The 24928-nt window shown below is 32.7% G+C and carries 22 protein-coding genes; 10 read left to right on the top strand and 12 right to left on the bottom strand.

Annotated features, from left to right (window positions below):
* Nucleotides 1-204 precede the first annotated feature (204 nt).
* A complete protein-coding gene (locus tag EV143_RS15820; RefSeq protein ID WP_133508915.1) occupies nucleotides 205-3933 on the bottom strand; it encodes a metallophosphoesterase in 3729 nt (1242 codons plus the stop codon).
* 29 nt (nucleotides 3934-3962) lie between these two features.
* On the opposite strand from EV143_RS15820, the gene EV143_RS15815 reads away from it, so the two are divergent.
* Nucleotides 3963-5141, top strand: a complete 1179-nt coding sequence (locus EV143_RS15815; protein WP_133508914.1) for a Pycsar system effector family protein — start codon at nucleotides 3963-3965, stop codon at nucleotides 5139-5141.
* A gap of 183 nt (nucleotides 5142-5324) precedes the next feature.
* Here EV143_RS15815 and EV143_RS15810 read toward each other — a convergent pair whose 3' ends face one another.
* The 9 genes from EV143_RS15810 to EV143_RS15770 form a co-directional block, all read right to left on the bottom strand.
* Nucleotides 5325-7694: a GAF domain-containing protein gene (locus EV143_RS15810; RefSeq protein ID WP_133508913.1), complete on the bottom strand. Its 2370-nt coding sequence runs from the start codon at nucleotides 7692-7694 to the stop codon at nucleotides 5325-5327.
* Between the two features lie 324 nt (nucleotides 7695-8018).
* Nucleotides 8019-9077 carry a nucleoid-associated protein gene (locus tag EV143_RS15805; protein WP_133508912.1) on the bottom strand — a complete coding sequence of 353 codons (1059 nt, stop codon included), beginning with the start codon at nucleotides 9075-9077 and terminating at the stop codon, nucleotides 8019-8021.
* 43 nt (nucleotides 9078-9120) lie between these two features.
* A complete protein-coding gene (locus EV143_RS15800) occupies nucleotides 9121-9480 on the bottom strand; it encodes a four helix bundle protein (protein WP_133508911.1) in 360 nt (119 codons plus the stop codon).
* A gap of 114 nt (nucleotides 9481-9594) precedes the next feature.
* Complete coding sequence (locus EV143_RS15795; RefSeq protein ID WP_133508910.1) at nucleotides 9595-10134, bottom strand: IS1096 element passenger TnpR family protein; 540 nt, start codon at nucleotides 10132-10134, stop codon at nucleotides 9595-9597.
* Nucleotides 10135-10338: 204 nt separating this feature from the next.
* Nucleotides 10339-10938 carry an HPP family protein gene (locus EV143_RS15790; protein WP_133508909.1) on the bottom strand — a complete coding sequence of 200 codons (600 nt, stop codon included), beginning with the start codon at nucleotides 10936-10938 and terminating at the stop codon, nucleotides 10339-10341.
* A 55-nt stretch (nucleotides 10939-10993) separates the two neighbouring features.
* A complete protein-coding gene (locus EV143_RS15785) occupies nucleotides 10994-12274 on the bottom strand; it encodes a chloride channel protein (RefSeq protein WP_133508908.1) in 1281 nt (426 codons plus the stop codon).
* 273 nt (nucleotides 12275-12547) lie between these two features.
* Nucleotides 12548-12937: an SMU1112c/YaeR family gloxylase I-like metalloprotein gene (gloA2, locus tag EV143_RS15780; protein WP_133508907.1), complete on the bottom strand. Its 390-nt coding sequence runs from the start codon at nucleotides 12935-12937 to the stop codon at nucleotides 12548-12550.
* Nucleotides 12937-13509 (bottom strand): sugar O-acetyltransferase, encoded by a 573-nt coding sequence (locus tag EV143_RS15775; RefSeq protein ID WP_133508906.1) that lies wholly within the window; start codon nucleotides 13507-13509, stop codon nucleotides 12937-12939. The genes gloA2 and EV143_RS15775 overlap by 1 nt, the downstream gene beginning before the upstream one ends.
* A 7-nt stretch (nucleotides 13510-13516) precedes the next feature.
* The gene (locus EV143_RS15770) at nucleotides 13517-13975 is read right to left on the bottom strand and encodes a DinB family protein (RefSeq protein ID WP_133508905.1); all 459 of its coding nucleotides are present in this window, start codon (nucleotides 13973-13975) and stop codon (nucleotides 13517-13519) included.
* Nucleotides 13976-14195: 220 nt separating this feature from the next.
* On the opposite strand from EV143_RS15770, the gene EV143_RS15765 reads away from it, so the two are divergent.
* The 8 genes from EV143_RS15765 to EV143_RS15730 all read left to right on the top strand — a co-directional run bounded on the left by EV143_RS15765 (nucleotide 14196) and on the right by EV143_RS15730 (nucleotide 21036).
* A complete protein-coding gene (locus EV143_RS15765) occupies nucleotides 14196-16361 on the top strand; it encodes a TonB-dependent receptor (RefSeq protein ID WP_133509069.1) in 2166 nt (721 codons plus the stop codon).
* Nucleotides 16362-16739: 378 nt separating this feature from the next.
* A complete protein-coding gene (locus EV143_RS15760) occupies nucleotides 16740-17147 on the top strand; it encodes a DUF2141 domain-containing protein (RefSeq protein ID WP_133508904.1) in 408 nt (135 codons plus the stop codon).
* A 44-nt stretch (nucleotides 17148-17191) separates the two neighbouring features.
* Nucleotides 17192-17812, top strand: coding sequence for a hypothetical protein (locus tag EV143_RS15755; RefSeq protein ID WP_133508903.1), 621 nt, complete (start codon nucleotides 17192-17194; stop codon nucleotides 17810-17812).
* 31 nt (nucleotides 17813-17843) lie between these two features.
* A complete protein-coding gene (locus EV143_RS15750; protein ID WP_133508902.1) occupies nucleotides 17844-19205 on the top strand; it encodes a 2TM domain-containing protein in 1362 nt (453 codons plus the stop codon).
* A gap of 2 nt (nucleotides 19206-19207) precedes the next feature.
* The gene (locus EV143_RS15745) at nucleotides 19208-19537 is read left to right on the top strand and encodes a 2TM domain-containing protein (protein ID WP_133508901.1); all 330 of its coding nucleotides are present in this window, start codon (nucleotides 19208-19210) and stop codon (nucleotides 19535-19537) included.
* Entirely contained in the window at nucleotides 19528-19845 is a 318-nt protein-coding gene (locus EV143_RS15740; protein ID WP_133508900.1) for a 2TM domain-containing protein, read from the top strand. Before EV143_RS15745 ends, EV143_RS15740 begins: the two co-directional genes overlap by 10 nt.
* An 18-nt stretch (nucleotides 19846-19863) precedes the next feature.
* On the top strand, nucleotides 19864-20232 hold the full coding sequence (locus tag EV143_RS15735; RefSeq protein WP_133508899.1) for a 2TM domain-containing protein: 369 nt from the start codon (nucleotides 19864-19866) through the stop codon (nucleotides 20230-20232).
* Between the two features lie 36 nt (nucleotides 20233-20268).
* On the top strand, nucleotides 20269-21036 hold the full coding sequence (locus tag EV143_RS15730) for a LytR/AlgR family response regulator transcription factor (RefSeq protein WP_133508898.1): 768 nt from the start codon (nucleotides 20269-20271) through the stop codon (nucleotides 21034-21036).
* A 213-nt stretch (nucleotides 21037-21249) separates the two neighbouring features.
* On the opposite strand, the gene EV143_RS15725 is transcribed toward EV143_RS15730, so the two are convergent.
* The gene (locus EV143_RS15725) at nucleotides 21250-22275 is read right to left on the bottom strand and encodes a COX15/CtaA family protein (protein ID WP_133508897.1); all 1026 of its coding nucleotides are present in this window, start codon (nucleotides 22273-22275) and stop codon (nucleotides 21250-21252) included.
* An 18-nt stretch (nucleotides 22276-22293) separates the two neighbouring features.
* On the bottom strand, nucleotides 22294-23721 hold the full coding sequence (locus EV143_RS15720; RefSeq protein ID WP_166638169.1) for a CCA tRNA nucleotidyltransferase: 1428 nt from the start codon (nucleotides 23719-23721) through the stop codon (nucleotides 22294-22296).
* Between the two features lie 328 nt (nucleotides 23722-24049).
* Between EV143_RS15720 and yaaA the strand changes: the two genes are divergently transcribed.
* Entirely contained in the window at nucleotides 24050-24808 is a 759-nt protein-coding gene (gene yaaA, locus EV143_RS15715) for a peroxide stress protein YaaA (RefSeq protein ID WP_133508896.1), read from the top strand.
* The last annotated feature ends 120 nt before the right edge of the window (nucleotides 24809-24928 follow it).

The raw sequence follows: 24928 nt of genomic DNA, 5'->3' as shown, positions 1-24928 counted from the left end.
TAAGCTTCTAAGAGGCTAAGGTACTAAGGTTCTAAGCTTAAAAAAGTTAGCCACGAATTGCACAAATTTTCACGAATTCTTAAATTATAATTCGTGAAAATTTGTGCAATTCGTGGCTAAAAACCTTTGCACTTCTGAACCTCTGCAGCTTTGAACCTAAGAAAAACCTTAGAACCTTAGCAACTAAGAACCTCAGAACCTTCCCTAAAAGCTATATGCCGCTCCAAAAATAACTCTTCCCACTTCATCGGGAGATTTAAAATAGGAGATTCTTGCTGTGATAATATTGATGGCATTCAACCAAAGTCCGCCGCCATAATCCTGGTGCCATTTTCTGGAATCTTCACCATCAAGCCAAATTCTTCCGTAATCGAAACCACCCAATATTCCGTATGTAAACGGAGCAATTGTGCGACGAATTTTTCCAATACTAAATCTTAAGTCAGAGCTTTGCGAAAAGTAAGAACTTCCTAAAAAGCGCTCATTTCTATAACCACGTAAATCAGTATCGCCACCTAAAACGGCACCTTGATAAAATTCATAGTTATTATTCAAAATAGCTTTTCCTTTAATATAAGTAGCTAAAACTAATTTGCCGTTGTGATCAAGTTTATGTGTGAATCCTAAAACACTTTCCAGCGTTGGAAAATTTTTCTTAGTGTCATTCAAATTTGTTGTCCATGTTGCCGCAATCATAAAAGCCATTCCTAAAGTTGGTTTTGCAGCAAAATCAGCATTTTTAAAGAGATATTTCACTTTTAAACCACCATAGTTTTGAGTATCAAAAACATTTGGATTTATAATATTTGGCGTGTCGATAAATCTGTTTTCAGTTTCCTCAACTTTCATTCTCTGAAAAATCGGCTGTACGCTAAATTCACTTCCATAACGGCCAACATGTCTGACGGCAGCTGAAGCGTTAAATTTACGAATACGAACACGGTTATAATCCATACTTACGTCATCATCATATTGTGATTCATTTCCGTAACCAAAATAATTCATAGCAAAATTTGGAGTTGTGTAAAGCGATTCAACATCAATAACCCATTTGCCTAATAATCCCGGAAAATGCGCTACATAGTTAAATTCTAAACCGCCCGTTGCAAAATAATAGAAAGCATTTATAACGTGTCTTTGCGTATAAGGATTTTGCTTGAAATTATTAACGGTATAATTTAAATTAATACCAACTTTTACACCATCATCCGGATTGAAACCAATATTTGGAAGACCGGAAACTACATTGTATTTTGGTTTTTCGTAATTGTATAAATTAACATCATAATCATCTGTAAGTTGCGTTTGCGTTTTAGAATCCAGATTATACGTGTTTTCCTTAGATTTGAAATCGTAAACAATAACTTTTTTTCCGTTTTCAATATTGTAAGTGTCATTGTTCTGACCTCCAATTAAACGGATTTTTATTTTTGATTTCTGATCTCCTGTAACTTCAAAAACATCGGCATCATCTAATCCGTATATCCAAAGATTTTTCGTTTTAGCATCTGTTACTGTTTTGGTGTAAACTAATTCGTCACCTTCTTTTTTAATTCTGTAAACCTGAATCTCAATACTTTTTTTAGCATTATGATTCAAAACAAATTTGTCTTTTTTATCTGTTCCGGCAATCATAACCGTACGACTTAAAACATCAGAATACTCAGAAGCATATTTTTGAAGATCTTTTTTTCTGTTTTTTAATTTTCGTTTAATGTCTTCAATCGTTCCGTCCTGAACTTCTTTAGGCATATTTTTAAAGGCATTATCAAGATCACTGTCTGATAAATTTTCCTGAATAAATTTAGCCTGTTCAAGCCAGTCTTTTTCATCAGCTGTTTTTAAGAAAGCCAAATCCATAGGGTAAGGTTCTCTGCTCAGCCATTTTACGTTATCAATTTTATTTTTAAAACTGCGCATATGACGTAGTGCAGGAATATTCATCAAGATCGAAAGCAAAGCTCCGTCGTATTTGACAAAAGCCTGATCACGGTCGCGCGGAATAGGTTTATAGGTTACTTTATCTCCTTTTTTATATTCGCCCCAACGCCATTGATCACTGTGTCTGTCCCAATCGCCAATCAGCATATCAAACAAACGGGCTTTTATATATTCTTTTTCATCAACCGAATATTTTTCATCTTTATGAAGATTGGCCATCATATCTTCTGTACTGATAATATTACTTGGTTTTCCGAAGTTTTTAGCATCTAAATGATTTTCAGCAGGTCTTTCTTCCACCATATACAATTCATCTCCAAAATTGGAATTAAATTCTTTTAAACCATTTTGTTTCGGAATATAATACAAAACCGGATTGGTGTGTGAAATACCTAATTGATCAGCCATATCGCCAATTACGAAAGGTGCATACGGATGAGATGTCGTGTAAAAATCTAATAAGAAATTTTCTGTATACGTATCTTCAAATTCATTTACAATGTATTGATCTTTAAAAGCAACCGACTGTAAAAATACGGTAGCACTTTTTTTCATGGCGCGCAATACATACTCTCTTCCTTTAGAGTCAGACATTCTTAATGAAACAGATTGATGTCCTCCGCCTTCACGAATAGGCTTTAAACCGCCCATTAAAGTATCTAAAGTTGCTGTTTTTGCAGTAATAGGTAAACTGTAGTATTTTCTATAATGTTGACCGAACAAGAATTTATGAAACAAACTTTTATCGGTCATTTTTTTAGAATAGATAGAAGTTGTAACCGTTGCCGGAAATTTATTGTCTACAGTTGCAGCCCAGTTGATTTCTTTTGCTTTTATAATTTCCTGCTCAAAAAGCATTTTCTCTTTATTATTCTCATTTCCAAAAAAGGTCACTTTTGCATCACCACTTTTAAATAAGGTAAGCGTTGCGTAGCCATTTCCGCCGTATGAAAATTCAGTTGGGTTTATAGCTCTTGTCGCTTCAGACTTAGAACCCGCACCGCTAATAATTTGTTTGATGTTTTCTTTGTTAACGTATTGCAGATTGTGATCGTGCCCTGAAACAACAATAACATTTTTCTGACCCTGCAAAAGTGTCTTTATCCGCTTGACGTAAATTGTATATTGTTTGTTCTGAATATCCTGCGAATTTATTCCGGATGTTTTTCTGATTAAGTTGATAAAAGAACCAATAACAGGAAGCGGGATTTTATTCTCTAAAGGGAATAATTGTTTTTCTAAAGAAAATTGTCCGCCATGTGTTCCGTTGCTCAACAAAGGATGGTGAATGGCAACAACAACCGTTTTTTCCTGATTTTTAGTTAGAAGATTTTCTAATTCATCAAAAAAATCTTCTCTCGTTTTAATGTCGCAATTATCGTTTATGGTTGGGTGGTTATCCCATTCTTCAAGAAACCATTCGCTGTCAATAGTAATTAAAGTCGAAGTGCTGTCAATCTTCACATCTTCAATAGGACAGCCTTTTCTTGGCATAAACGCTTTTTTGTCATTAAGATATTTAGTAACAAAATCAGACTGAAGCTCAAGACCTTTAATGCCGCTATACCAATCGTGATTTCCGGGAATAAATATCGTTTTCCCTTTAAATCCTTTGGTTAGTTTTAATTGGTTTGTCAGTTTTGTTTCTGCTAAATCCTTTTCAGCAGCATCGTTATTGCTCGGAAACCCTTTTGGATATATGTTATCACCTAAAAATAATAAGGTTGCTTTCTTATTCGATTTTTTTAGCTTTGTATGCAATAATTCAAGAGTCTGTTGTGCTTGTTCCTGATCAGCATTTCCGGCATCACCAACTAAATAAATAGTATGGGCAATTTTAATAGAGTCTGTTGCGTTATCCGTCTCGTTAGCACTAACGTTTTTTCCATACTGCGCCTTGTGCGTTGCGCACGAACTTAGTAAAGACAATGTAATTACTAAAGAATAATTTTTAATCTTAGTAATAAAATGGTTATCCAAAAACAATTTCATATTTTAGTGGTATTATAAAAATATTCTCCATGAATCTAATAGAACAATCAGAAGATTTCGTCAGTAATTTACTCAAAGATAAACTTTCTAATTTATATTCTTACCATAATTTTAACCATACTTTAACCGTAGTAAATGCAGTAAAAGTGCTGTCTAAGAAAGAAGATGTTGAAAAAGACGAAAAAGAGATACTTTTAATAGCCGCCTGGTTTCATGATACAGGATATATTGAAGGCTATGAAAATCATGAAGAAGAAAGCGTAAAAATTGCTGCAAAGTTTTTAAAAGAAAATGGTCAATCAGATGAATTTATAGCAAATGTGTCTAATCTGATTTTGGCGACTGTTAAGGAATATGTACCAAAAACGCATTTGGAAAAAATAATTAAAGATGCAGATTTTGCGCATTTAGTTGGACCTGAATACTTCACAACTTGCGAATTGCTGCGACTTGAACTGAAAAACACCTGGAATATTAATTTTTCGAATGCAGAGTGGACTAAGGAGAATCTAAATTTTTTATTAAACAAGCATCGTTTCTACACTAATTATGCCTTGAAAAAATGGCAGCCTTTAAAAGAAAAAAACTTACTTCTTGTGCAAAAGAAAATTGATAATCAAGAAAAAAAAGCAGCTAAAAAAATTGAAGCTGAAGATAAAAAGAATAATAAAGTTGAAAAACCGGATCGAGGTGTCGATACTTTATTTCGTGTAACTTTAGGAAATCATACGCGCTTAAGCGGAATCGCTGATAGTAAAGCGAATATTTTATTGTCTGTAAATGCCATTATTATTTCGATTGCACTTTCATCTATTATTCCAAAATTAGACAGTCCAAAAAATGCGCATTTAGTAATTCCGACATTTATAATGTTGATGTCAAGCGTAACGACGATTATTTTTGCTATTCTTTCTACGCGGCCAAAAGTTACAACAGGCACTTTTACACGAGAAGATATAGAAAATAAAAAGATCAATTTGTTATTCTTTGGAAATTTCTACAAAATGCCTTTAGAAGAATATGATTGGGCAATGAACGAAATGATGAAAGATCGCGATTATTTGTACTCGACTATGATTAAAGACTTATATTATCTGGGATTGGTTTTACAACGAAAATATAATTTACTGCGAATAGCTTATAACCTATTTATGATTGGAATAATCGTAACTGTTGTAGCATTTATTATTGCCTTCAAATCGATTTAAATTCAGATGCATAATTTTAGACGCTGATTATACTGATTCGCTATCGCGAAGACGCGGATGAACACAAATTGAAAAGTTTTTCTATTTATTTTGAAAATTAGAAATCCGTCCTTATCCGCGTTTTCGCGATAGCGAATCAGTTTCATCTGTGTTCCTTAAAGCTTAGAAAAAAAGCTCAACTAATTAGTTGAGCTCGTCTAATAAATCCTGATAAGTAATTTTTTTTACTGCCAGATTAGTAACGTTATTAATAACTTTTACACGAATGGCACGTAAGCCGGAAACTCCCTGAAGATCTTCGACTTCAAATTGTTCTATTGCCGGTTCAAGAATTTTCTTATGCTGTAAGTATTTAATGTATTTTAAATATTCTGCTTCCTCGCTGTTTTGCGAATACACAATCGTAATTTTTTCTTTTTCAGTAATACGTTCATTAGTTCCTTTAATGTTCGATTTGTCGATACGTTTTTTAACGACCTCATATCTTGCATTGTAAGTTCCGTCAACATCAAAACGTTTTTCATCCATTCTAAAACGAATCGAAAGCGGTGCACTAAAAACCAAAATCAGCGAAGTAACATCTAATTCGTACGGAAGAGATTCCTTAAGCTGATGATGTTCTAACTCCATGTCGCATAAAGTCTGCAATTGCCACAAGCGTAAATTATGCAAATACATAATATCAAATGGCATTGTTGGCGAAATTGAAGCACCAATGTATAAATTATGCTCTACACCATCCGTTTTAAAACGTTCGTAATAATGAGGATAAATTTGTTGTGCTTCGATTTGCTTTCTGTCCAGAACAGAAGCCAGCCTTTTATTGATAATCGACATTGCATTATCAAATTTCTTTCTTTCCTGATAAAACATTCCTGTTTTTTCATCAAGCGTTTCAAAGTACAATTCTTCTAATTTTTCATTTTTAGCATTGCCTTTTGTGTTCTTAAGTATCGGATGAATTTCTTCTTCGATATAACGCTGAATATGTTGCTCAGTGTCAGCTTTTAAAGGTAAATCTAATTCATTTCGAAGCGATTCCAGTTCAAATTTTCTTTGCTCCAGAAGAATCAGATTAGAATTTGGTTTCTGATTATCGAAAATTTGTAAAAGAGCCGTAAGCTGATTTTTCAAATCGATTTTTACCGTTTCATTTCTATGTTCCGATGAACCTTTAATATCAATTTGTCCGTATAAAGGAAAAACATTTTTAAAGACAATTTCCTTAAAAATATAATCTTTTGTATGACTTATATTTTGAAAATAGTTTTGAGATTCTTTTTTGAATTTCCAATAAACACTTGGGTGAATTGTAGTATACTCACGTTGAATAATCGCTTCAACCTGATGCTGCATATCTGTATTATAACGATCAATAGTATCTGTTAAATACGGTAGAACCAATTCTAGTTTCGTGGCATTTACACTATTTAATTCACGTGCATTTTCAGAAACCAATTCAACAACACCCAATAAATGCCCGTCTTTTATAACCGGTGCAAAAACACAGCTTTGAATTCCTTGTTTTAATAAGTGTTCACCAAGTTTTGGATTTGGAGATTCTTCAATAAATTTTTGAACATTAGAAATTACAAAAGGTTCTTTTTTGTCCAGTAGATTTTCAAACGAACATCCAAAAAAAGCATTTTTACATTCAACTTCCTGAGCAGATGAAAGTAAAAAACTTTGCAGCTGATTATCAAATTTAACTGGCCTGATGAATTTTTCTTCCTCAGGATTATAGATTATAAAACCAACTTTTAAAGTAGGGATTTTAAAAATAGATCTAAAAATATTCTCGATAACATCAGTAGAAGCTACTGTTTTAGTATCCGGTTTTAATAAATTACTTTTTAGGTTTGAAATGGCACTTTCTGTAGTCGCATCAAATAAAGAAACAATTCCGAAACCTTTTAATATCCAGCTTCCTGGCGGAAATTTAGATTTCCATAAATCAAGATCATTGTAATTATCAATCAAAAGATCAATATCGTTCTGAGTAAGTGGTACAGCCTGATCAGTTGGAGTAATTTCCATAAAATCAGCATTGTATAAAATGCGATAATGCTTTTCTACGCCATTCTCGTCCGGAATATCATAAAAGAAAGGTTTATTAAAATCGATATTTTGGTGGTAATAACTGCTTAAAATCAGGCAGCAATTGTTTACATAAAATTGATGATCATCAAAATCACGAATTTCCATATAAAACTCATCACCTGCATTGCGTAAAATTCTCTTGAAACGTTCTGTATAATTGAATGATAAATTCTGAAAAGGAATTGTAATTGCTTTTATTTCGTTCTGAGTCAAAGCAGTAGGGAACAAATCAGCAACTAAATTTTTGATTAAAGCCTCATTATTTTTAATCGTATTATAATCGCGAATTCCAGTTCTAAATTCCGGATAAGCATCAACTTCTTTTAAAATAGCTTTAGCATAATTAGAACGGTAGTCAACATCTGATAAAGCAATTTGTTCAAAAGACTCAACTAATTTATGAAAGGAGATTATTGTTTCGAAAGGGCTCTCGTGGTGTAAAAGACTTTCCATTTATTTTTGTTTTTAGGCTACAAAATTAAGCAAAAATTAAGAATCACCGACATTTCACTATTTGTTTCGTTTATAGTGCCATAAATGCAAGCCTTATTAAATAAGGCTTTTCAGAGGTAATAATTATTTTAACTAAACATTAACATTAATAATAACGGAACGATCGCCGTGCCGGAGAAAGAGACAAACAAGTTTACGACGATATTCTAAAAGCAATGTTTTCATTATTCTAAGATTTTTGAAAACCACAGCAAATAAAAAACGGCAATTACAAATGTAGTTGCCGTTTTTTGTTTTAAGTAAGTAATAGAAAATGAATAACTATTAGCTTTTTTCTTCTTTATTGAAATAAACTAAGTAGTAATACATTTGTTTTTCTTCATCCCAGCCTTTTTCAACAAATTTTTCAGCGCTTTCAGGATTGATGAAATCCATTTTAATCTGAATATGAGTATCGAGATTAATTACGTTTTTAATCGATTTTCTGGCGTCAGAAACGGCTGCATTGGCAATAGGGAATGAGGTTACATCTTCGATGCTGTATTTTTCTCCTTTATCAACTTTATAGTTTTTAAATTCAGGAATCAAGTCAGGGTTATCTAATACTTCATTCAGGAAATTTTGTTCTTCAAACTGATCGTTTTTCGCGAAATAATTCACAGATCTGTTCATGAACATCACTTCTTCTTTTTTGTCTTCTGCCGGCAAAACAACATCTTTTGCAAAGCCCTGACAGAATTTTAAGTATTTTTTGGTGATGAAGTTTTCATCTTCAAAAGCATCAACAGATAAAAAGTGCTCTAACCAATAACGCGCGTCGTAACGGTTGCTGTCTACAGTTAGAATTTTGTATCCTTCGTCTTTTTTATAATTAAAAATTAAACAACCTTTATCTAATTTGCTCAGGTTAATTCCTTGTTGCAAAATCATTTCCAGGTTACTGTCTTTTTCTTCAAACTGTAAAAAATCAGCTTGTAATTCACTTTTAAAAATTCCGATAGCATCAACAACATTATTATCGATACTTAAATTCGTTAAATAGGTTACATAAACCTCTCCGTTTTTAATATGCGGGTGGTTTGACTGCTCAAACAAATGTGTGGTGATTTTTTTAGAAATCTCCTGCAATTTACTCGGATTGTCAAAAATTTCCGTTGCATATTTAAACATGTCGTTGTAATCCAAATCGACTTCGTGCGCAAACTGAAAATAGTTTTCTTCTTTTTCTCTAAAAGGCTTAAAAAAGTACTCTTTTATCAAAGGCACAATTTCATCATTTAAATTAAATGGCTGTTCCGATAAAAAAATCGCTTCGTTTCTGCTCTTGTTTCCTACGCGGTGTATCGCAAGCGTCTCGATGTGGGTGTTGAAAAGGTTGATCATATTTTTTTAGGTTCAGAGTTGCAGAGGTTCAAAGGAACAAAGGTTAGTTTCTTGCTTTTATTTTTCTAATGAAAGCGCTTAACATTCGCTCTATTTCTCTGCTTTCTCCATTTATTTTATTGAATTGATTCTCGGTTATATATTTTAAATTGAATGAAATTTCAAGCTGAGTCTGCATTTCAAATAATGATGAAATTGAAATATTTAAAAATCTCAGATAATCATTATTTCCATCTCTGCCATAACCTTCTGCGATATTACTGGGTATTGATATTGAACTTCTCCGAATTTGTGAAGATAGTCCATAAATTTCTTCTTTGGGAAATGAATTCGTTATTTGGTAAATTTCAGTTACTAAGTTCATTGATTTCTGCCAGATTAAAAGGTCTCGAAAAGTATTCATATTTGTGCATTTAAAAATAAATACAAAAATAAAAATATTCCTACTTTTTAAATCAATGATTTAAAATAAAAACCTCTGAACCTTTGCCACTCTGAGCCTTTGAACCTAAAGAAACTAATTCCAATTCTCCTCAAACCCATAATCTTCAAAGCTGTCATCGCCTTCGAACATATCAAGATCTTCTTCGTCAAGATCATCTTCAAATTCTCCGTAGATATCGTCGTGCATATCTGCTTCAAAGTTTTTTTCGATGGCTTCGTCCGGCATTTCTCCGTGAGAGAATAAAGTTTCTGGATAAGGAACTCCGGCAATTTGGTCTTCAATAGCGGCCAATTCAACTAAGAAAGTCCACATATTGATGAAATCATATACGTAGATTATTTTAGTATTTTGTTCATCTAAGATGTCTGATAATTTGTAGTCGCTCATGGTTTTTTGTTCACCAGGAACATCGCCTGTATCAAAAAGAGCAATTTCATCTTCCTGATTCCAAGTTTCATCGCAGGTATAAAACGAAGCTACTTCCATTCCGTCAAAACCAAAAGCGTTGAAGATTGCATTGTGTAAATCTTCAAGCGTATCATCTTCAAGAATTGCAATGTCTCTAAAAATATCTTCTTCGGCGTCTAGAATTACTCTAAATTTATAAACCATAATCTTTGTTTTTATTGAAAGGTCAAAGGTAAAATATAAAAAACGAAATACGAATTGTGAATTACGATTTGTTGAAAAGATTTTAACGAGGTTAAAATTTTGGGTCACTTTGTGTCCTTGCGAGGAACGAAGCAACCACACTAACAAGATACTTTGTAGATTCAGCAAGTGAGATTGCTTCGTTCCTCGCAAGGACAGCTACACTTACTTTCTAATCAATCGCTGTCTTAGCTTATGATAATGTTTATGATAAGTACTATGAGTCGGATAAGTTCTGCTCGAAGTCATATTATTAAAAACCAAAGCCGTTAAAAGCAAAATCAACACACCCACTAAAACAGGAGAAAAGACATATCCGTAACCCAAAGCCTTAATTTTATCTGAACCAATAACGGCTATCAGCGCTGTGGCACCGCCGGGCGGATGTAAGGTTTTGGTAATCTGCATTAAAATTATAGAAAGCGAAACAGCCAAAGGTGCCGAAATCCAGATAATATCCGGTGCTAATTTATGAACTGTAACGCCAATAAAAGCAGAGATTAAATGTCCGCCAACTAAATTTCGGGGTTGTGAGAACGGACTTTGAATGATTCCGTAAACCAAAACACTCGAAGCGCCAAAAGAACCAATCAAGTAAACGGCATCATTTCCTGAAAAATGAATCGACTGAACGTAAGCCAAAATTCCAATTCCGACAAAAGATCCTATAAACGACCAAAAATGTTCTTTATAATCAATTAAAGTTTCCTTGTAAAGAATGTAGCGTGTTTTGCGGTATCCTCTTTTTATTTTTTCAACAGGCATAATTTGTGGTATTTTTTGCCACAGATTGAAAAGATTAAAATCTGTGGCAAGAGTATTATTTTGTTAAACTCGGAGAATAAGTATAAACAGTATATGGGTAAATCATTTTTGCAGTGTATTTAGAGATCAGACAAACGACTAAAATGGGTAAGAATAAAGTATAATCATTTGTAAGTCCGCAAACTAGAAATATAGCGGTAAAAGGTGCGTGAATACTGGCACTCAAAACAGCTGCCATTCCGATAATCATGAAATTAACCGGAATTACATTTACATGGAAAAAAGAATTTAAAAATGAAGCTAATAACAATCCTAAAAAGGCTCCTATAAAAAGACTCGGAGCAAAAACCCCACCATCGCCACCAGAAGCCAGCGTTATAGAAGTTACGATTGGTTTTAGAATTAAGATTCCGATAAAAGTTAAAGCTAGAGTTATGGTTAATGGAAGTTCGGATGAATTAATAAAAATTCCTTTTATGGCGTGATAACCTTCACCATATAATTGAGGAAAAATAAATAAAGAAATACTCAGAACTGTTGATCCTAAAATGATTTTATAATAATGCGTTCCGATTTTTCCGAATTGAGCTTTGAAAAACAATACACAACGCGTTAAGTAAACTGAGTTTATAGCGGCTAAAATTCCTAAAAGAATAAAATACGGAATGGCTTTTAAATGCCAGGTTGTAATTGAAACTGTAAATAAAGGTTCTTCTTTTAAAATTGAAAGTAATCCAAAAGCAACTGAAACGGCAATTACATTTGAAATGATAAAAGCACGGGTAACTTTACGTGAAATAACTTCAAGCGCGAATAATATTCCCGCAATCGGGCTGCTGAACAACGCCGTAACTCCAGCCGCGACTCCGGCACAAATTAGTTCTGTTTTATATTGGCGAAAAACATTTTCTTTTTGTTGCGCTACAGAACCAATTGTAGCAGTGGCAACAACGGTAGAGACTTCGATTCCCGTTGATCCTCCAAAAATAACAGTTAATAATCCGTTTATAAAGTGTGATGGAATTTTATATGAAGGAAGATTTTTTGATGGTGATTTTGTACTTTCAAAAACTTCTTTAATGCCTTTGTTTTCTTTTTTCTTAAAGAGATATTGTCTAAGGAAATAAATTACTGATAATCCGAAAACCGGAAAAATAATGTAAAAAAGAGGATTTACCGAAACTTGGTGAAAGAAGATTTCCTCGTAATATTCGGTAATTTTTTTAAGTGAAATTCCCAAAAAGGCAGATAAGAAGCCAATTAAAATAGAAACAACAACTAATTTTCTGAACTTAATAAATTGATGATTTTTTTTGATTTGCGCCGTTTTGTTCATCAGATGTATATTTGAATTCGCATTTTATTTTATGCGGATTACAAAATTAGGAATCACAATTGGTTTTAAATAGTAAAAATTCAATATAATGTGTTAAAATCAATAAAGACAGGAAAATTCTTTCAGTGCTAAAATTAATGATTTTGGTGTAGCGTGTCATTTCGACGAAGGAGAAATCACACTAGAAACTCCGCAAATAAGGTGTCAATCTGTGTCGATTCACGAGTGTGATTTCTCCTTCGTCGAAATGACAAAAATGAGAAAAAACTTTAATTATCGCTCATAAAACTCAATAGGTAATTCATCAGGATCAGCAATAAAAGTAAAACGCTTTGCGGTTGTTTCATCAATTCTGATGGGTTCAGATTCGATGTTTTTTGTATTTAAAAAAGCAATTGTTTCTTCTAAATTAATGACTTCAAATGCCAAATGACGTAATCCAACGGCTTCAGGTCTTGAAGGGCGTTTTGGCGGATCTGGAAATGAGAATAATTCAATTACATAAATTCCATTTAAAGCTAAATCGAGTTTGTACGACTGACGTTCTTCACGGTAAATTTCTCTGATAATTGTTAAACCTAAAACTTCAGTGTAAAAATTTTTTGATTTTTGATAATCAGAACATAAAATGGCAATATGGTGAACTTTATTTAAGGTAAGCATTATGTATTTGATTCAGGTTCCTGATTTAATTTTCGAATTACTTTTGCCGGATTTCCAACGGCTAATGAATTGTCCGGAATATCTTTTGTTACCACAGATCCTGCGCCAATAACAGATCCTTTTCCGATCGTTACACCAGGACAAATAACAGAATTTCCGCCAATCCAGCAATCGTCGCCAATAGAAATAGGTAAAGCATTTTCTAAAGATTTTCGTAATTCAGCATCAAGCGGATGCGTTGCCGTATAAATTTGAACATTCGGTGCGAAAAAAACATTCGATCCAATATTTACCGGAGCACAATCTAAAACAACACAATTGACATTAAAATAAACATTGTCGCCGCAAGAAATATTATAACCATAATCGCAATGAAATGGAGGCTCTATATAGAAACCGGTACCAGTATTCGGAATTAATTCGGCTATAATTTCTTTAGCTTTTTTAGTCAAACGATATTCGATTATATTCAATCTATGGAGTAAATTTTTAGCTTTTCGGCGTTCTTTTACTAAAACCGGATCTATTGCATTGTAATATTCTCCCGAAATCATTTTTTCTTTTTCAGTCATAACGATACTAAAGTAATTTCTTCAAAATAACAATTTGTCCTAAATGGTAAACGTCATGCTGAATAATTCCGTGAATATCTTCATAAAAATTATGATTGTTATTAGGGTCTATTTTATCAAAACCGGCATCATCAAAATCGCTCAAAAAAGTGCTCCATAATTCCTGAGATTTTGCGAGACTTTGCAGCGATTGTTCCCAAGCTGGTTCAGACGAATCTAAAATTGGTACAAAATAATTATGATCAGGAGTAGTGATTATTTCACCCTGAACACGTCTTAAAATATTTCTTCTCCATTGTATGAGATGATTGACAATTTCCCAAATCGTATTTAAATTTGGATTTACTTTTTTGATTGCCTGCGCTGCGGTAAGATCTTTTAAAGTATCTGCTAAGGTTACCTCAAGCCACGGATTTCCATTATAAATGGATTGATATAAATTTGAAACTCTTTTACTTTCTGACATAATTAATATTTTTAAAAAACAAAAAGCTAAGATACAAATAAGTAATTTACAACTCATCCTCAAAATTCTACAATTGAGTTATTAAATATTTTTTAACTTCGATTGTTAAAATACATTTGCCTCATCAAAATCAAACATCATGAAATCGCCAACTAAAAATCTGCGAAAGCAAACCAAAAGCGATAACATTCATGACCAAAACCAAATAAAATCAACAGGTATGACAACCAAATTACTTTTTACAATTAGCTTTTTATTTTTAACAACAATCTTTTTTGCTCAAAACACCATTTCAGGAAAAGTAGTTGATGAAAAAGGAAAACCAGTTCCGGGGGCAAATATTTATATTGATGGAACTTACGACGGAACAAACAGTTCTGAAACAGGCGAATTTTCGTTTGAAACTAGCGCTACGGGAAATCAATTTTTAGTAGTTAGTTTTTTAATTTATGACACTTACAGAAAAGAAATTGATGTTACGAATTTTAAAGATCAAACCGTAAAAATGAGAGAAAATGTAAATGCACTTGATGCTGTTGTCATTACTGCGGGTACATTAGAATCTGGAGATAAAGCAAGAGTTTCTGTTTTAAAACCTTTAGATATTGTTACTACAGCAGGTTCTGCAGGAAATATTATTGCCGCTTTGCAGACTTTGCCTGGAACGCAAACGGTTGGTGAAGACGGACGTTTGTTTGTTCGTGGAGGAGAAGCGAGCGAAACACAAACTTTTGTTGACGGACTTCGCGTAGCGCAACCGTACGGTGCATCAACAAACAATTTACCAACACGAAGCCGATTTTCACCTTTTTTGTTTAGCGGAATTGCTTTTTCTACCGGTGGATATTCTGCAGAATATGGAGAAGCTTTATCAAGTGTATTATTGTTGAATACACAAGATGAACCGGACCAAAATAAAACAGATATTGCATTGATGACGGTTGGTTTAGGTGTTGGAAATACGCAAAAATGGAAAAAAAGTTCGTTCAGTATTAACACTAATTATATTAATCTGGCACCTTATCAGGCTGTAATTCCTCAAAATGTAGATTGGAATAGTCCTTATCAGTCTTTGGGTGGAGAAGCGGTTTACAGATACCATTTTGAAAGAGGAATTTTTAAATTCTATGCTGCTTTCGACTCGGAGAAATTCGATTTAAATCAAAAGAATGTAAATTTCGTTGATCCCGTAAGAACAGACTTAAACAACAATAATTTTTACATGAATGCCTCTTACAAAGGCGATTTTGGAACGGGTTGGCAACTTACTTCAGGAATTAGTTACGGTTACAGTAAAAACAAAATTAAATATGACATTAATGATGTTGCGACTGACGAAAATGCCGCGCAGCTGAAATTGAAATTGAGAAAAAACATTTCTAATTATTTTAAATTGTCTTTTGGAGCTGATTATTTTATTACCAAATTCAATGAAAACTTCAACGATAATATTGCAATAAATGTTGCCAATGGTTACGATTCAAACATTGCCGCTTTTTATACAGAAGGAGATATTTTGTTCTCAAAAAAGCTGGCTGCAAAAGTAGGTGTGAGACTTTCAAACAATAGTTTATTAAATGAAACCAATATTGCACCAAGAGCTTCAATCGCATATAAGTTTTCCAAAACAAGTCAGTTTTCTTTCGCTTACGGAGATTTCAGTCAGGCTCCGGTGGTTGATTATATTAAATATTCAAAATACCATCAATTTGAAAGTGAAAAAGCACAGCATTACATCTTAAACTATCAATTTTCAAAACCAAGCCAGACTTTTAGAGCCGAAGCTTATTATAAAGATTACAGCAATTTGGTTCAGTATGATACGAGAGATATTCAATACAACTCAGTTTTCAATAATAATGGTTCAGGATATGCAAAAGGTTTAGATATATTTTGGAGAGACAGCAATTTGTACAAAAATTTAGAATATTGGATTTCATATTCGTATATTGATTCAGAAAGACAATACAAGAATTTTCCAACAATGGCAACGCCAAGTTTTGTAGCCAATCATAATCTATCAATTGTAACAAAATATTTTATTACAGACTGGAAATCGCAAATTGGTTTTACAAATAGTTTCAGCACAGGAAGACCTTATAACGATCCGAATCAATCGCAATTCATGAACGGAAAAACAAAATCATATAATAGTTTGAGTTTTAACTGGGCGTATTTATTAACAACACAAAAAATCTTGTATTTCTCAGTTTCAAATTTATTAGGAAGCCAAAACGTTTTTGGATACGATTACGCCAAAATACCAGATGCCAACGGAGTTTACAACAGACAAGCCGTGACTCCAACCGCAGACAGATTCTTTTTCGTAGGTTTCTTCTGGACGATTAGTAAGAATAAAAATGATAATCAGTTGAAGAATTTATAAATAGGTTCAAAGTTGCAAAGGTTCAGAGGGACAAAGGTTTTAACCTCTTGAGATTTAAAAAATCTAAAAAAACTTTGAACCTTTGTCCCTCTGAACCTCTGTTCCTTAAAAAAAAACAATTCAGTAGCAAAAATCAACAACTGAGTATTATTTAATTTTAAAAAAGTAAAATCCGATATACTTTTGAAGTATAAATTGAAAGGAACAAAGAAGCAAAGTAACAAAGGTTCAAAGTTTTATGAATATTAATAATAAGAAAATCAAACCTTTGTCACTTTGTAGCTCTGAACCTTTGAACCTTAAAAAAAGAGTTTTAATCATCAAAAAAACCTTAGCACCTCAAAACCTTAGCACCTCAGAACCTTTAAAAAAGAAATCATGACCAAAATTATTACAATTACAATGTTTTTTATCTGCAGTATAATGTCTGCTCAAAATGTAAAACTAACCGTTTCTGTTTCGGGTTTAAAAAATAATACAGGAATTGTTAAAGTAGGTTTGTACAATTCAGAAGGTACATTTCTTAAAACAATTTACAAAAGCCTTTCTTCTGAAATTAAAAATAACGAAGCAGTTGTAATTTTCACCAATCTTCCTGCAGGAGAATATGCAATTTCAACCTATCATGATGAAAACAATAACGGAAAACTTGATAAAAATATGATGGGAATACCTTCTGAAGATTATGCAGCTTCAAACAATGCAAAAGGATTTATGGGGCCTCCTGCCTATAAAGATGCTAAGTTTGTTATTGATAAAGATTCAAAAATTGAAATTGTACTATAAATAGGAACCAACAAATTAATATAACCATTAAAATTACTTATAAAATGAAAAAAATCATCACTTTGGCCGCATTACTTGTAGTAGTAATAAGCTCTGCACAAACACAATTTGAACAAGGAATGGGAAAAGCTTTCGGACTTTGGAAAGAAGGAAAAAACACTGAAGCTTCGGCAATGTTCGAAAGAATTGCAGCAGCAGAAAAAACAAGTTACTTACCAAACTATTATGTGGCGATGGTAAACACTACATCTGCATTTACTGAAAAAGATAAAACTAAAATCGATTTATTATTGACAAAAGCACAAGATGCATTGGATATCGAATTGATTAAAGATCAAAATAATGCCGAGTTATACGCCATGCAGGCATTAATTTATACGGCTTGGGTAGTTGCAGATCCTATGACAAACGGAATGAAATATTCTTCTAAAGTGATGGAAGCTTACGCAAAAGGAAAAGCAATAGACCCAAATAATCCAAGAATTGTTTTTGGAGAAGCTGATTACCAATTAGGAGGTGCAAAATGGACTGGAGTTGATACAAAACCACTATGTGTTCAGGTGAATAAAGCGATTGAACTTTTTGCTACTTTTAAACCAGAAACGCCTTTTTCTCCAAAATGGGGATTAGACAGAGCTTTAGAAACTCAAAAAACATGTAAATAAAAATACAATTTAATTTAAGTTACCTTATAAAATGAAAGACCATAAAAATGTATCCTACAGAGATTTTAAAAGCGGAACAATTGTTTCTTTCAAAATTTCTATGGTCTTTACAGTAATATTCATAGTTTGTTTAGGAGAAGATTTAAATGTTCGAAACGTTCTTATTACTTTTTTTATTAGCTGTCTGTACTCTTTCGGATTGGGCTTTGGTAACGCATTTATCAACGTTTTTTTAGATCGAAAATGGGATTGGCTGGAGCAGACAAATCTGAGGGTTTATTACGGAATCATGGTAACTGTTTTGTACACGGTTCCCGTGGTGGTAGGAATAAACTACTATATTTTTATGGTCCTGCAAGACATGACATTAAAAGACTTTTTTGGAGAAAGAATGCTCTGGGTTCATCTGTTTTATATCATTCTTTCTTTAGGAGTTTCGACTTTCATGCAGGCCAGAAGTTTTATGGTAAAATGGAAGCAGGCTTCGAAATTTGAAATTACGCAGCAAAAGATTATTGCAGGAACGGCAAGTGCAAAATTCGAAAGTTTAAAAAATCAAATCGATCCACATTTTCTCTTTAATAGTCTAAATGTATTAAGTTCATTGATTGAAGAAAATCCGGATAATGCACAGCGTTTTACCACTTCTTTGTCTAAAATTTACCGCTACGTTTTAGAGCAAAAAGATAAAGAGTTGGTTTCTGTTGAAGATGAATTGTCGTTTGCAAAAACGTATATGAATTTATTGAAAATGCGTTTTGAGAACAGTTTGTTTTACGAATTACCTACAACAGACATAAATCCGGATGCAAAAGTGGTGCCTTTGTCGTTACAGCTTTTACTCGAAAATACAGTGAAACATAATGTAGTAAGTGAACAAAAACCGTTGCATATCAGAATTTTTGTTGATGGAGATTATCTGGCCATTCAAAATGATTTTCAAAAGAAAGAAGTTTTACAAGACAGGCAGGGAGTTGGATTGCAAAACATCGTAAGTCGATATGGAATTATAACGAACAGAAAAGTTTTGATCGAACAAAATGAAGAAAATTTTACCGTTAAAATTCCAATTTTAACCAAACAAATTACAGTTATGGAAACTAATGCAGATTATAACGACGAGGGTAAAGCTTATCTAAGAGCCAAAAAAAGAGTAGAAGAACTAAAAGGTTTTTACGGAAATTTAATTTCATATTGTTGTGTAATTCCTTTTTTAATTTTTATAAATTTGAGGTATTCACCTGGATTTCAATGGTTTTGGTTTTCGGCTTTAGGCTGGGGATTCGGAATCGTAATGCATGCCTTTAAAGTTTTTGGTTACAGCTCTGACTGGGAAGAACGAAAAATCAGAGAAATTCTGGAGAAAGACAACAAACAAAAAACCTGGAAATAATCATGAAAACAAATTGTAATAATGATCGGGAAACTTTTGAACTTCAAAAAATAGCCAGCAAAAAAATAGTTAAGCTTAAATCATTTTACATTCATGCCTTAATTTACATCGCAGGATTAATTGTTTTTGTTTTAAAACAATATTATGGAGTTCCACTAAATTTCTTTCCATTCAAATATCTCAACTACGTCGTAATGGTAATCTGGACATCAGTGTTTTTATTTTCTGCGATTGATTTATTTGTTTCCTTTAAAATTTTTGGAGAAGAGTGGGAGGAACGCAAACTGAAGAGTCTTTTAGAGAGAAAACAAAAAACGCAAAAATGGGAGTAATCATGGAAATTAATTATAGCGAAGAAGACAAATACTATCTTGCAAAAAAGAAAGTAGAAAGTATAAAAGGATTTTATGGAAATCTTACAGCTTTTATAGGTGTAAATATTATTCTGATTTTTATTAATTTATATACCACGCCAGATCAGTTATGGTTTTACTGGCCTCTAATATGGTGGGGATTTGGAGTTCTTTTTCACGGATTGAAGGTTTTTGAAGTGTTTCCGGTTTTAGGAAAAGGCTGGGAAGAACGAAAAATTCGGGAATTCATGGAAAAAGAAAAAGAGAATAAAAACAAATGGCAATAATTTAATTTAAAAAATAAAATGGGACGATTTAGAAGACGCATGTATGAAAATTATGCGTATGAATTTAGTACAGACGAAAGTTATAATGAAGCTTACAAAAAAGTAAAAAAAATTAAAGGGTTTTATTCCCATTTAAAAATTTATATAATTGTAAACATAATTATTGTGGTTTCTAGTTTAAATAGCGATTACTTTGGTCATAGCATTCATGAAAGCGGGCTATTTGATTGGCGTACTTATTCAACAGCACTATATTGGGGAATAGCAGTATTAATTCACGCATTTACCGTATTTGGACCAGATGTTTTTTTTAGCAGAGATTGGGAGCAAAAGAAAATCCAAAAATATATGGATAGAGATGCTCAGAATAAAAATAAATGGGAGTAAATTTAGACTAAATTTTCAATTTTTGTATTGTACTAAATGACAACATTAATAATAGAAGACGAAAAACCGGCAGCGAGATTGTTGCAGCGTAAACTTGAAAAATTAGACATTGCGGTATCTACAATGTTACATTCAGTAGAAGAATCAATTCATTGGTTTACTAATAATAAACATCCCGACTTGATTTTTCTGGATATTCAGTTGTCCGATGGTTTATCGTTTGAAATTTTTGAAAAAATAGACATTAAAAGTGCGATTATTTTTACCACAGCTTATGATGAATATGCTTTAAAAGCTTTTAAACTCAATAGTATAGATTATCTTTTAAAACCTATTGACGAAGATGATTTAGACATTGCGGTTGCCAAATTTAAAACACGTTTGCCGAAAGTAGCTTCAGAGAATCAAAATCTTCAACTAGACTTTGAGCAAATCAGAAAAATGCTATCCAATCCTTTTGAAAAGAATTATAAAAAACGATTTACCGTTAAAATTGGTCAGCATCTAAAAGTAATTACAACAGATGAAATCGAATGTTTTTTTAGTGAAAATAAAGGAACTTACATTCATACATTCGACAATCGGAATTATTTAATCGATTCGACTTTAGAAATTTTAGAGCAGGAATTAGATATGAAAGATTTCTTCCGCGTAAGCAGAAAATTCATAGTTCCGCTTCAGGCCATTAAAGAAATTCAGGTTTATACCAATTCTCGTTTAAAAGTAATTTTACCAACTTACAAAGAAGATGAGGTAATTGTAAGCCGCGAAAAAGTGCAGGATTTTAAAACCTGGCTTGGATAAAAACCGGATTATCCCGAAGCCTCGGGACAGCTTTACAATATAAACCATTCCTACGGAATTCAATCCAAAATTAAAGAGCCATCGGCTCGATCTATTTTGTAGGGCCATCCCGAGGCTTCGGGATTAATCCGGTTTAACTCATAGAATTTGAAATAGATAAACATAAAAAAAATCCTTCAGTTGAAGGATTTTTTTTATGTTTCAAAATTTGTATTATTTAGTCAATCGATGCAACGTAAATGTCATAGCGCTCAAAAGGAAAAACGCCATAATTTGGTGAATTAATCCTAAAGCCAACGGTACACTGTATAACAATGTAAATACCCCAAGTAAAAATTGAATAAAAACAAAAACCACTAAAGTTTTGATTCCGTTATTTTGAGTCGTCGAAAGCGAAAATTTCGTGCTTTTGTAATATAAAAACAAAATAAAAGCAACCACAACATAAGCAAAAGTTCTGTGTACAAACTGAACACCGCTTTTACCTTCAATTAAGTTTTTAACCAAAGTCGATTGTTCAATAAAAACCGAATCGTGTATAAATTGTCCGTCGCTCATTAAAGGCCAGTGATTGTGAATTAATCCTGCATTTAATCCGGCTACAAAACCACCATAAATAATCTGAATTAATAAAGCAACCAAAGCAAATTGGGCAATATTTCGAAGTTGAATTGTTTTATAAATATTGCGCTCAGGATAAATCAAATCCAGCGCCACCCATAAAGTGTAAGCAAAAGTGATAAAAGCGAAAGTAAGGTGTAATGAAAGTCTGAAATGGCTAACATCCGGATTGTCAATTAGTCCGCTGCAAACCATAAACCAACCTAAAAAGCCTTGAAAAGCACCCATCGCCAAAAGAACGATACATTTTTTGATTGTTTCGCGATCCAGTTTTTTTCTAACTAAGAAATAAACAAAAGGAACAAAGAAAACCAGTCCTATAATTCTTCCGATAAAACGGTGAAACCATTCCCAGAAATAAATGAATTTATAGTCCGCTAATTGAAAATCATTATGAATATTGATTTTTTGATATTCAGGAAATTTCTTGTATTGCTCAAAAGCTTCATTCCATTTAGCATCCGTCAAAGGCGGAAAAGTATCGGTTACCAAATGCCAATCCGTCATTGATAAACCTGAATTGGTTAATCGGGTAATTCCTCCCACGACAACCATTAAAAATAATAAAACACAACCTGACAATAACCAAATAATTACTGATTTATTCTCTTTTTTCATTTTATAAATACTTATTTCTTATACTTTTTTTAAGCCTAATTTTTCTGCTCTTTTGATTATAAAATCGTAAGCAGCCTGATACTCATTCGGAATATCGCCTTCTAAAATGGCTTCTTTTACAGCTTCTTTCAAAACCCCAATTTCGCGTGAAGGTTTTAAATCAAACATTTCCATAATTTCTTCTCCCGAAATTGGCGGTTGAAAATTACGAACATGATCGCGTTCTTCCACTTCTACAATTTTCTTGCGGACAATTTCGAAGTTTTTATGGTACTTTTTAAATTTCGAAGGGTTTTTGGTTGTAATATCAGCTTCGCACAACGTCATTAAATCCTCAACATCTTCTCCGGCATCAAAAACCAAACGGCGAACTGCACTGTCGGTTACAATATCCTGAGCCAAAACAATTGGGCGAGAACTCATAATAACCATTTTTTGCACAAATTTCATTTTGTGATTCAAAGGCATGTGCAGGCGTTCGAATATTTTCTTAGCCATTTTTCCGCCCAAAAATTCATGTCCGTGAAAAGTCCAGCCTTGTTTTTTATTGAAACGTTTTGTTGGCGCTTTTCCAATATCATGCAATAAGGCCGACCAACGCAACCAAACATCATCTGTGTTTGGGCAAATATTATCTACAACTTCTAAAGTGTGGTAAAAGTTATTTTTATGTGTGTGACCTTCAATTTCTTCCACCTGATTCAAAGCCGTTAATTCAGGTAAAATAATATCTAAAAGTCCGGTTTGATATAAAAGTAAAAATCCGATAGAAGGTTTATCTGTGGATAGAATCTTATTTAATTCATCAACAATTCGTTCTCCAGAAATGATATTGATTCTCTCTACATTTTTAGTAATCGCGTCAAGAGAGTTTTTCTCAATTTCAAAACCTAACTGATTGGCAAAACGAATCGCACGAAGCATTCGCAAAGGATCGTCAGAATAAGTAATACTTGGATCTAAAGGTGTTTTGATTGTTTTATTTTCTAAATCAGCCAATCCGTTGAAAGGATCAGAAAGATCTCCAAATGTTTTTTCGTTTAAAGATAAAGCCAAAGCATTGATGGTAAAATCACGACGATTCTGATCATCTTCCAGCGTTCCGTTTTCAACAATTGGATTTCTGCTTTCAAAATTATAAGATTCTTTTCGGGCACCTACAAATTCAATATCAGTGCCATCAAAATGAAGCATTGCGGTACCGTACGTTTTAAAAACCTGAACTTTTGGTTTTTTTGGAAGTAATTCAGAAACTTTAAGCGCTAATTCAATACCGCTGCCAACAGCAACAACATCAATGTCTTTTTTAGAACCTCGGTTTAAAAGCAAATCCCGAACAAAACCGCCAATAACATAACTGTCGACGTTTAATTCCTGAGAAGCTTTCGAAATAATTCCGAAGATTTTATGTTGTAAAGCTGTTTTATAGTTTGTTTGTATAGCCACGAATTCACTAATTTTTATAATGTATTTCTATTTTTGGAGAAAATGAAACGTGTGCAAATTTACAACATAGAAAATGCCTTTTATAATCTCGAACACACTTTTTTAAACAAATTCATAGTTTTAGTTGTTAGTTTTATTAAAAGAGAAAAAGGTTGCCACAAATTCCACTAATTTTCACTAATTTTTCTCAACTGCCTACAATTCAATTCGTGAAAATTAGTGGAATTCGTGGCAAAAAAATCATTTATATCTCTATCAAACAAATCAATTGTAATAATATATTTTTAAGAATTCAATTTGTATTTTTGAATCATAGAAAAAAGCACAAATGAAAATTGTTATATCACCGGCGAAGTCATTGAATTTCGATAAAGAATTACCAACTACTCAATATACTGAACCTTCATTTTTAAAAGAAGCGCGTCAGGTTCACAAAGTTTTAAAACCAAAAAAGCCTTCTGAATTATCAGAATTAATGTCGATTTCAGATAAATTATCTGATTTAAACTGGGAACGTAATCAAAAATGGAAAACACCTTTTTCTCCGGAAAATGCGCGCCCGGCTATTTATACTTTTGATGGTGATGTGTATACTGGTTTAGATGCCTATACCATTCCGTTAGAAAAATTAGACGCCTTGCAAAGTAAACTCCGAATTTTATCGGGACTTTACGGCGTATTAAAACCACTAGATTTAATGCAGGCATATCGCTTAGAAATGGGAACTAAATTGCCTGTTGGAGAATATAAAAATCTGCATGAATTCTGGAAACCAACAGTTACTAAAGCTTTAAATAAAGAATTAAAAAAAGGAGAATTATTCCTGAATTTAGCGAGTAATGAATATTTTTCTGCAGTAGATGTAAAAGCCTTAAAAGTTCCAATTATTACTCCGGACTTTAAAGATTATAAAGATGGAAAATTAAAAATGATCAGTTTCTTCGCGAAAAAGGCGAGAGGTATGATGGTACGTTATATAATCGATACCAATGCAAAAACTATTGATGATTTGAAAGGTTTCAATTATGATGGATATCATTTTGATGCAAATCTTTCTAAGGGAAATCATTTGGTTTTTACAAGATAGGTTTTTTTAGAGGTTCTAAGTTGCTGAGGTACTGAGATTCTAAGGTTTTTTAGGTACAAAGGCTCAAAGTGGCAAAGATTCAAAGGTTTTATATTTTGGTTTTGAAAAGAGTCGGAGACT

The sequence above is a fragment of the Flavobacterium chryseum genome, assembly GCF_004362015.1.
Taxonomy (GTDB): domain Bacteria; phylum Bacteroidota; class Bacteroidia; order Flavobacteriales; family Flavobacteriaceae; genus Flavobacterium.
The sequence above is the reverse complement of the archived record's forward strand: the minus strand, read 5'-3'. Positions and strand labels throughout refer to the sequence as shown.

Coding starts and splice junctions, on each gene's coding strand:
- EV143_RS15820 (WP_133508915.1), bottom strand. CDS start 3,933: ATGAAATTGTTTTTGGATAACCATTTTATTACTAAGATTAAAAATTAT.
- EV143_RS15815 (WP_133508914.1), top strand. CDS start 3,963: ATGAATCTAATAGAACAATCAGAAGATTTCGTCAGTAATTTACTCAAA.
- EV143_RS15810 (WP_133508913.1), bottom strand. CDS start 7,694: ATGGAAAGTCTTTTACACCACGAGAGCCCTTTCGAAACAATAATCTCC.
- EV143_RS15805 (WP_133508912.1), bottom strand. CDS start 9,077: ATGATCAACCTTTTCAACACCCACATCGAGACGCTTGCGATACACCGC.
- EV143_RS15800 (WP_133508911.1), bottom strand. CDS start 9,480: ATGAATACTTTTCGAGACCTTTTAATCTGGCAGAAATCAATGAACTTA.
- EV143_RS15795 (WP_133508910.1), bottom strand. CDS start 10,134: ATGGTTTATAAATTTAGAGTAATTCTAGACGCCGAAGAAGATATTTTT.
- EV143_RS15790 (WP_133508909.1), bottom strand. CDS start 10,938: ATGCCTGTTGAAAAAATAAAAAGAGGATACCGCAAAACACGCTACATT.
- EV143_RS15785 (WP_133508908.1), bottom strand. CDS start 12,274: ATGAACAAAACGGCGCAAATCAAAAAAAATCATCAATTTATTAAGTTC.
- gloA2 (WP_133508907.1), bottom strand. CDS start 12,937: ATGCTTACCTTAAATAAAGTTCACCATATTGCCATTTTATGTTCTGAT.
- EV143_RS15775 (WP_133508906.1), bottom strand. CDS start 13,509: ATGACTGAAAAAGAAAAAATGATTTCGGGAGAATATTACAATGCAATA.
- EV143_RS15770 (WP_133508905.1), bottom strand. CDS start 13,975: ATGTCAGAAAGTAAAAGAGTTTCAAATTTATATCAATCCATTTATAAT.
- EV143_RS15765 (WP_133509069.1), top strand. CDS start 14,196: ATGACAACCAAATTACTTTTTACAATTAGCTTTTTATTTTTAACAACA.
- EV143_RS15760 (WP_133508904.1), top strand. CDS start 16,740: ATGACCAAAATTATTACAATTACAATGTTTTTTATCTGCAGTATAATG.
- EV143_RS15755 (WP_133508903.1), top strand. CDS start 17,192: ATGAAAAAAATCATCACTTTGGCCGCATTACTTGTAGTAGTAATAAGC.
- EV143_RS15750 (WP_133508902.1), top strand. CDS start 17,844: ATGAAAGACCATAAAAATGTATCCTACAGAGATTTTAAAAGCGGAACA.
- EV143_RS15745 (WP_133508901.1), top strand. CDS start 19,208: ATGAAAACAAATTGTAATAATGATCGGGAAACTTTTGAACTTCAAAAA.
- EV143_RS15740 (WP_133508900.1), top strand. CDS start 19,528: ATGGGAGTAATCATGGAAATTAATTATAGCGAAGAAGACAAATACTAT.
- EV143_RS15735 (WP_133508899.1), top strand. CDS start 19,864: ATGGGACGATTTAGAAGACGCATGTATGAAAATTATGCGTATGAATTT.
- EV143_RS15730 (WP_133508898.1), top strand. CDS start 20,269: ATGACAACATTAATAATAGAAGACGAAAAACCGGCAGCGAGATTGTTG.
- EV143_RS15725 (WP_133508897.1), bottom strand. CDS start 22,275: ATGAAAAAAGAGAATAAATCAGTAATTATTTGGTTATTGTCAGGTTGT.
- yaaA (WP_133508896.1), top strand. CDS start 24,050: ATGAAAATTGTTATATCACCGGCGAAGTCATTGAATTTCGATAAAGAA.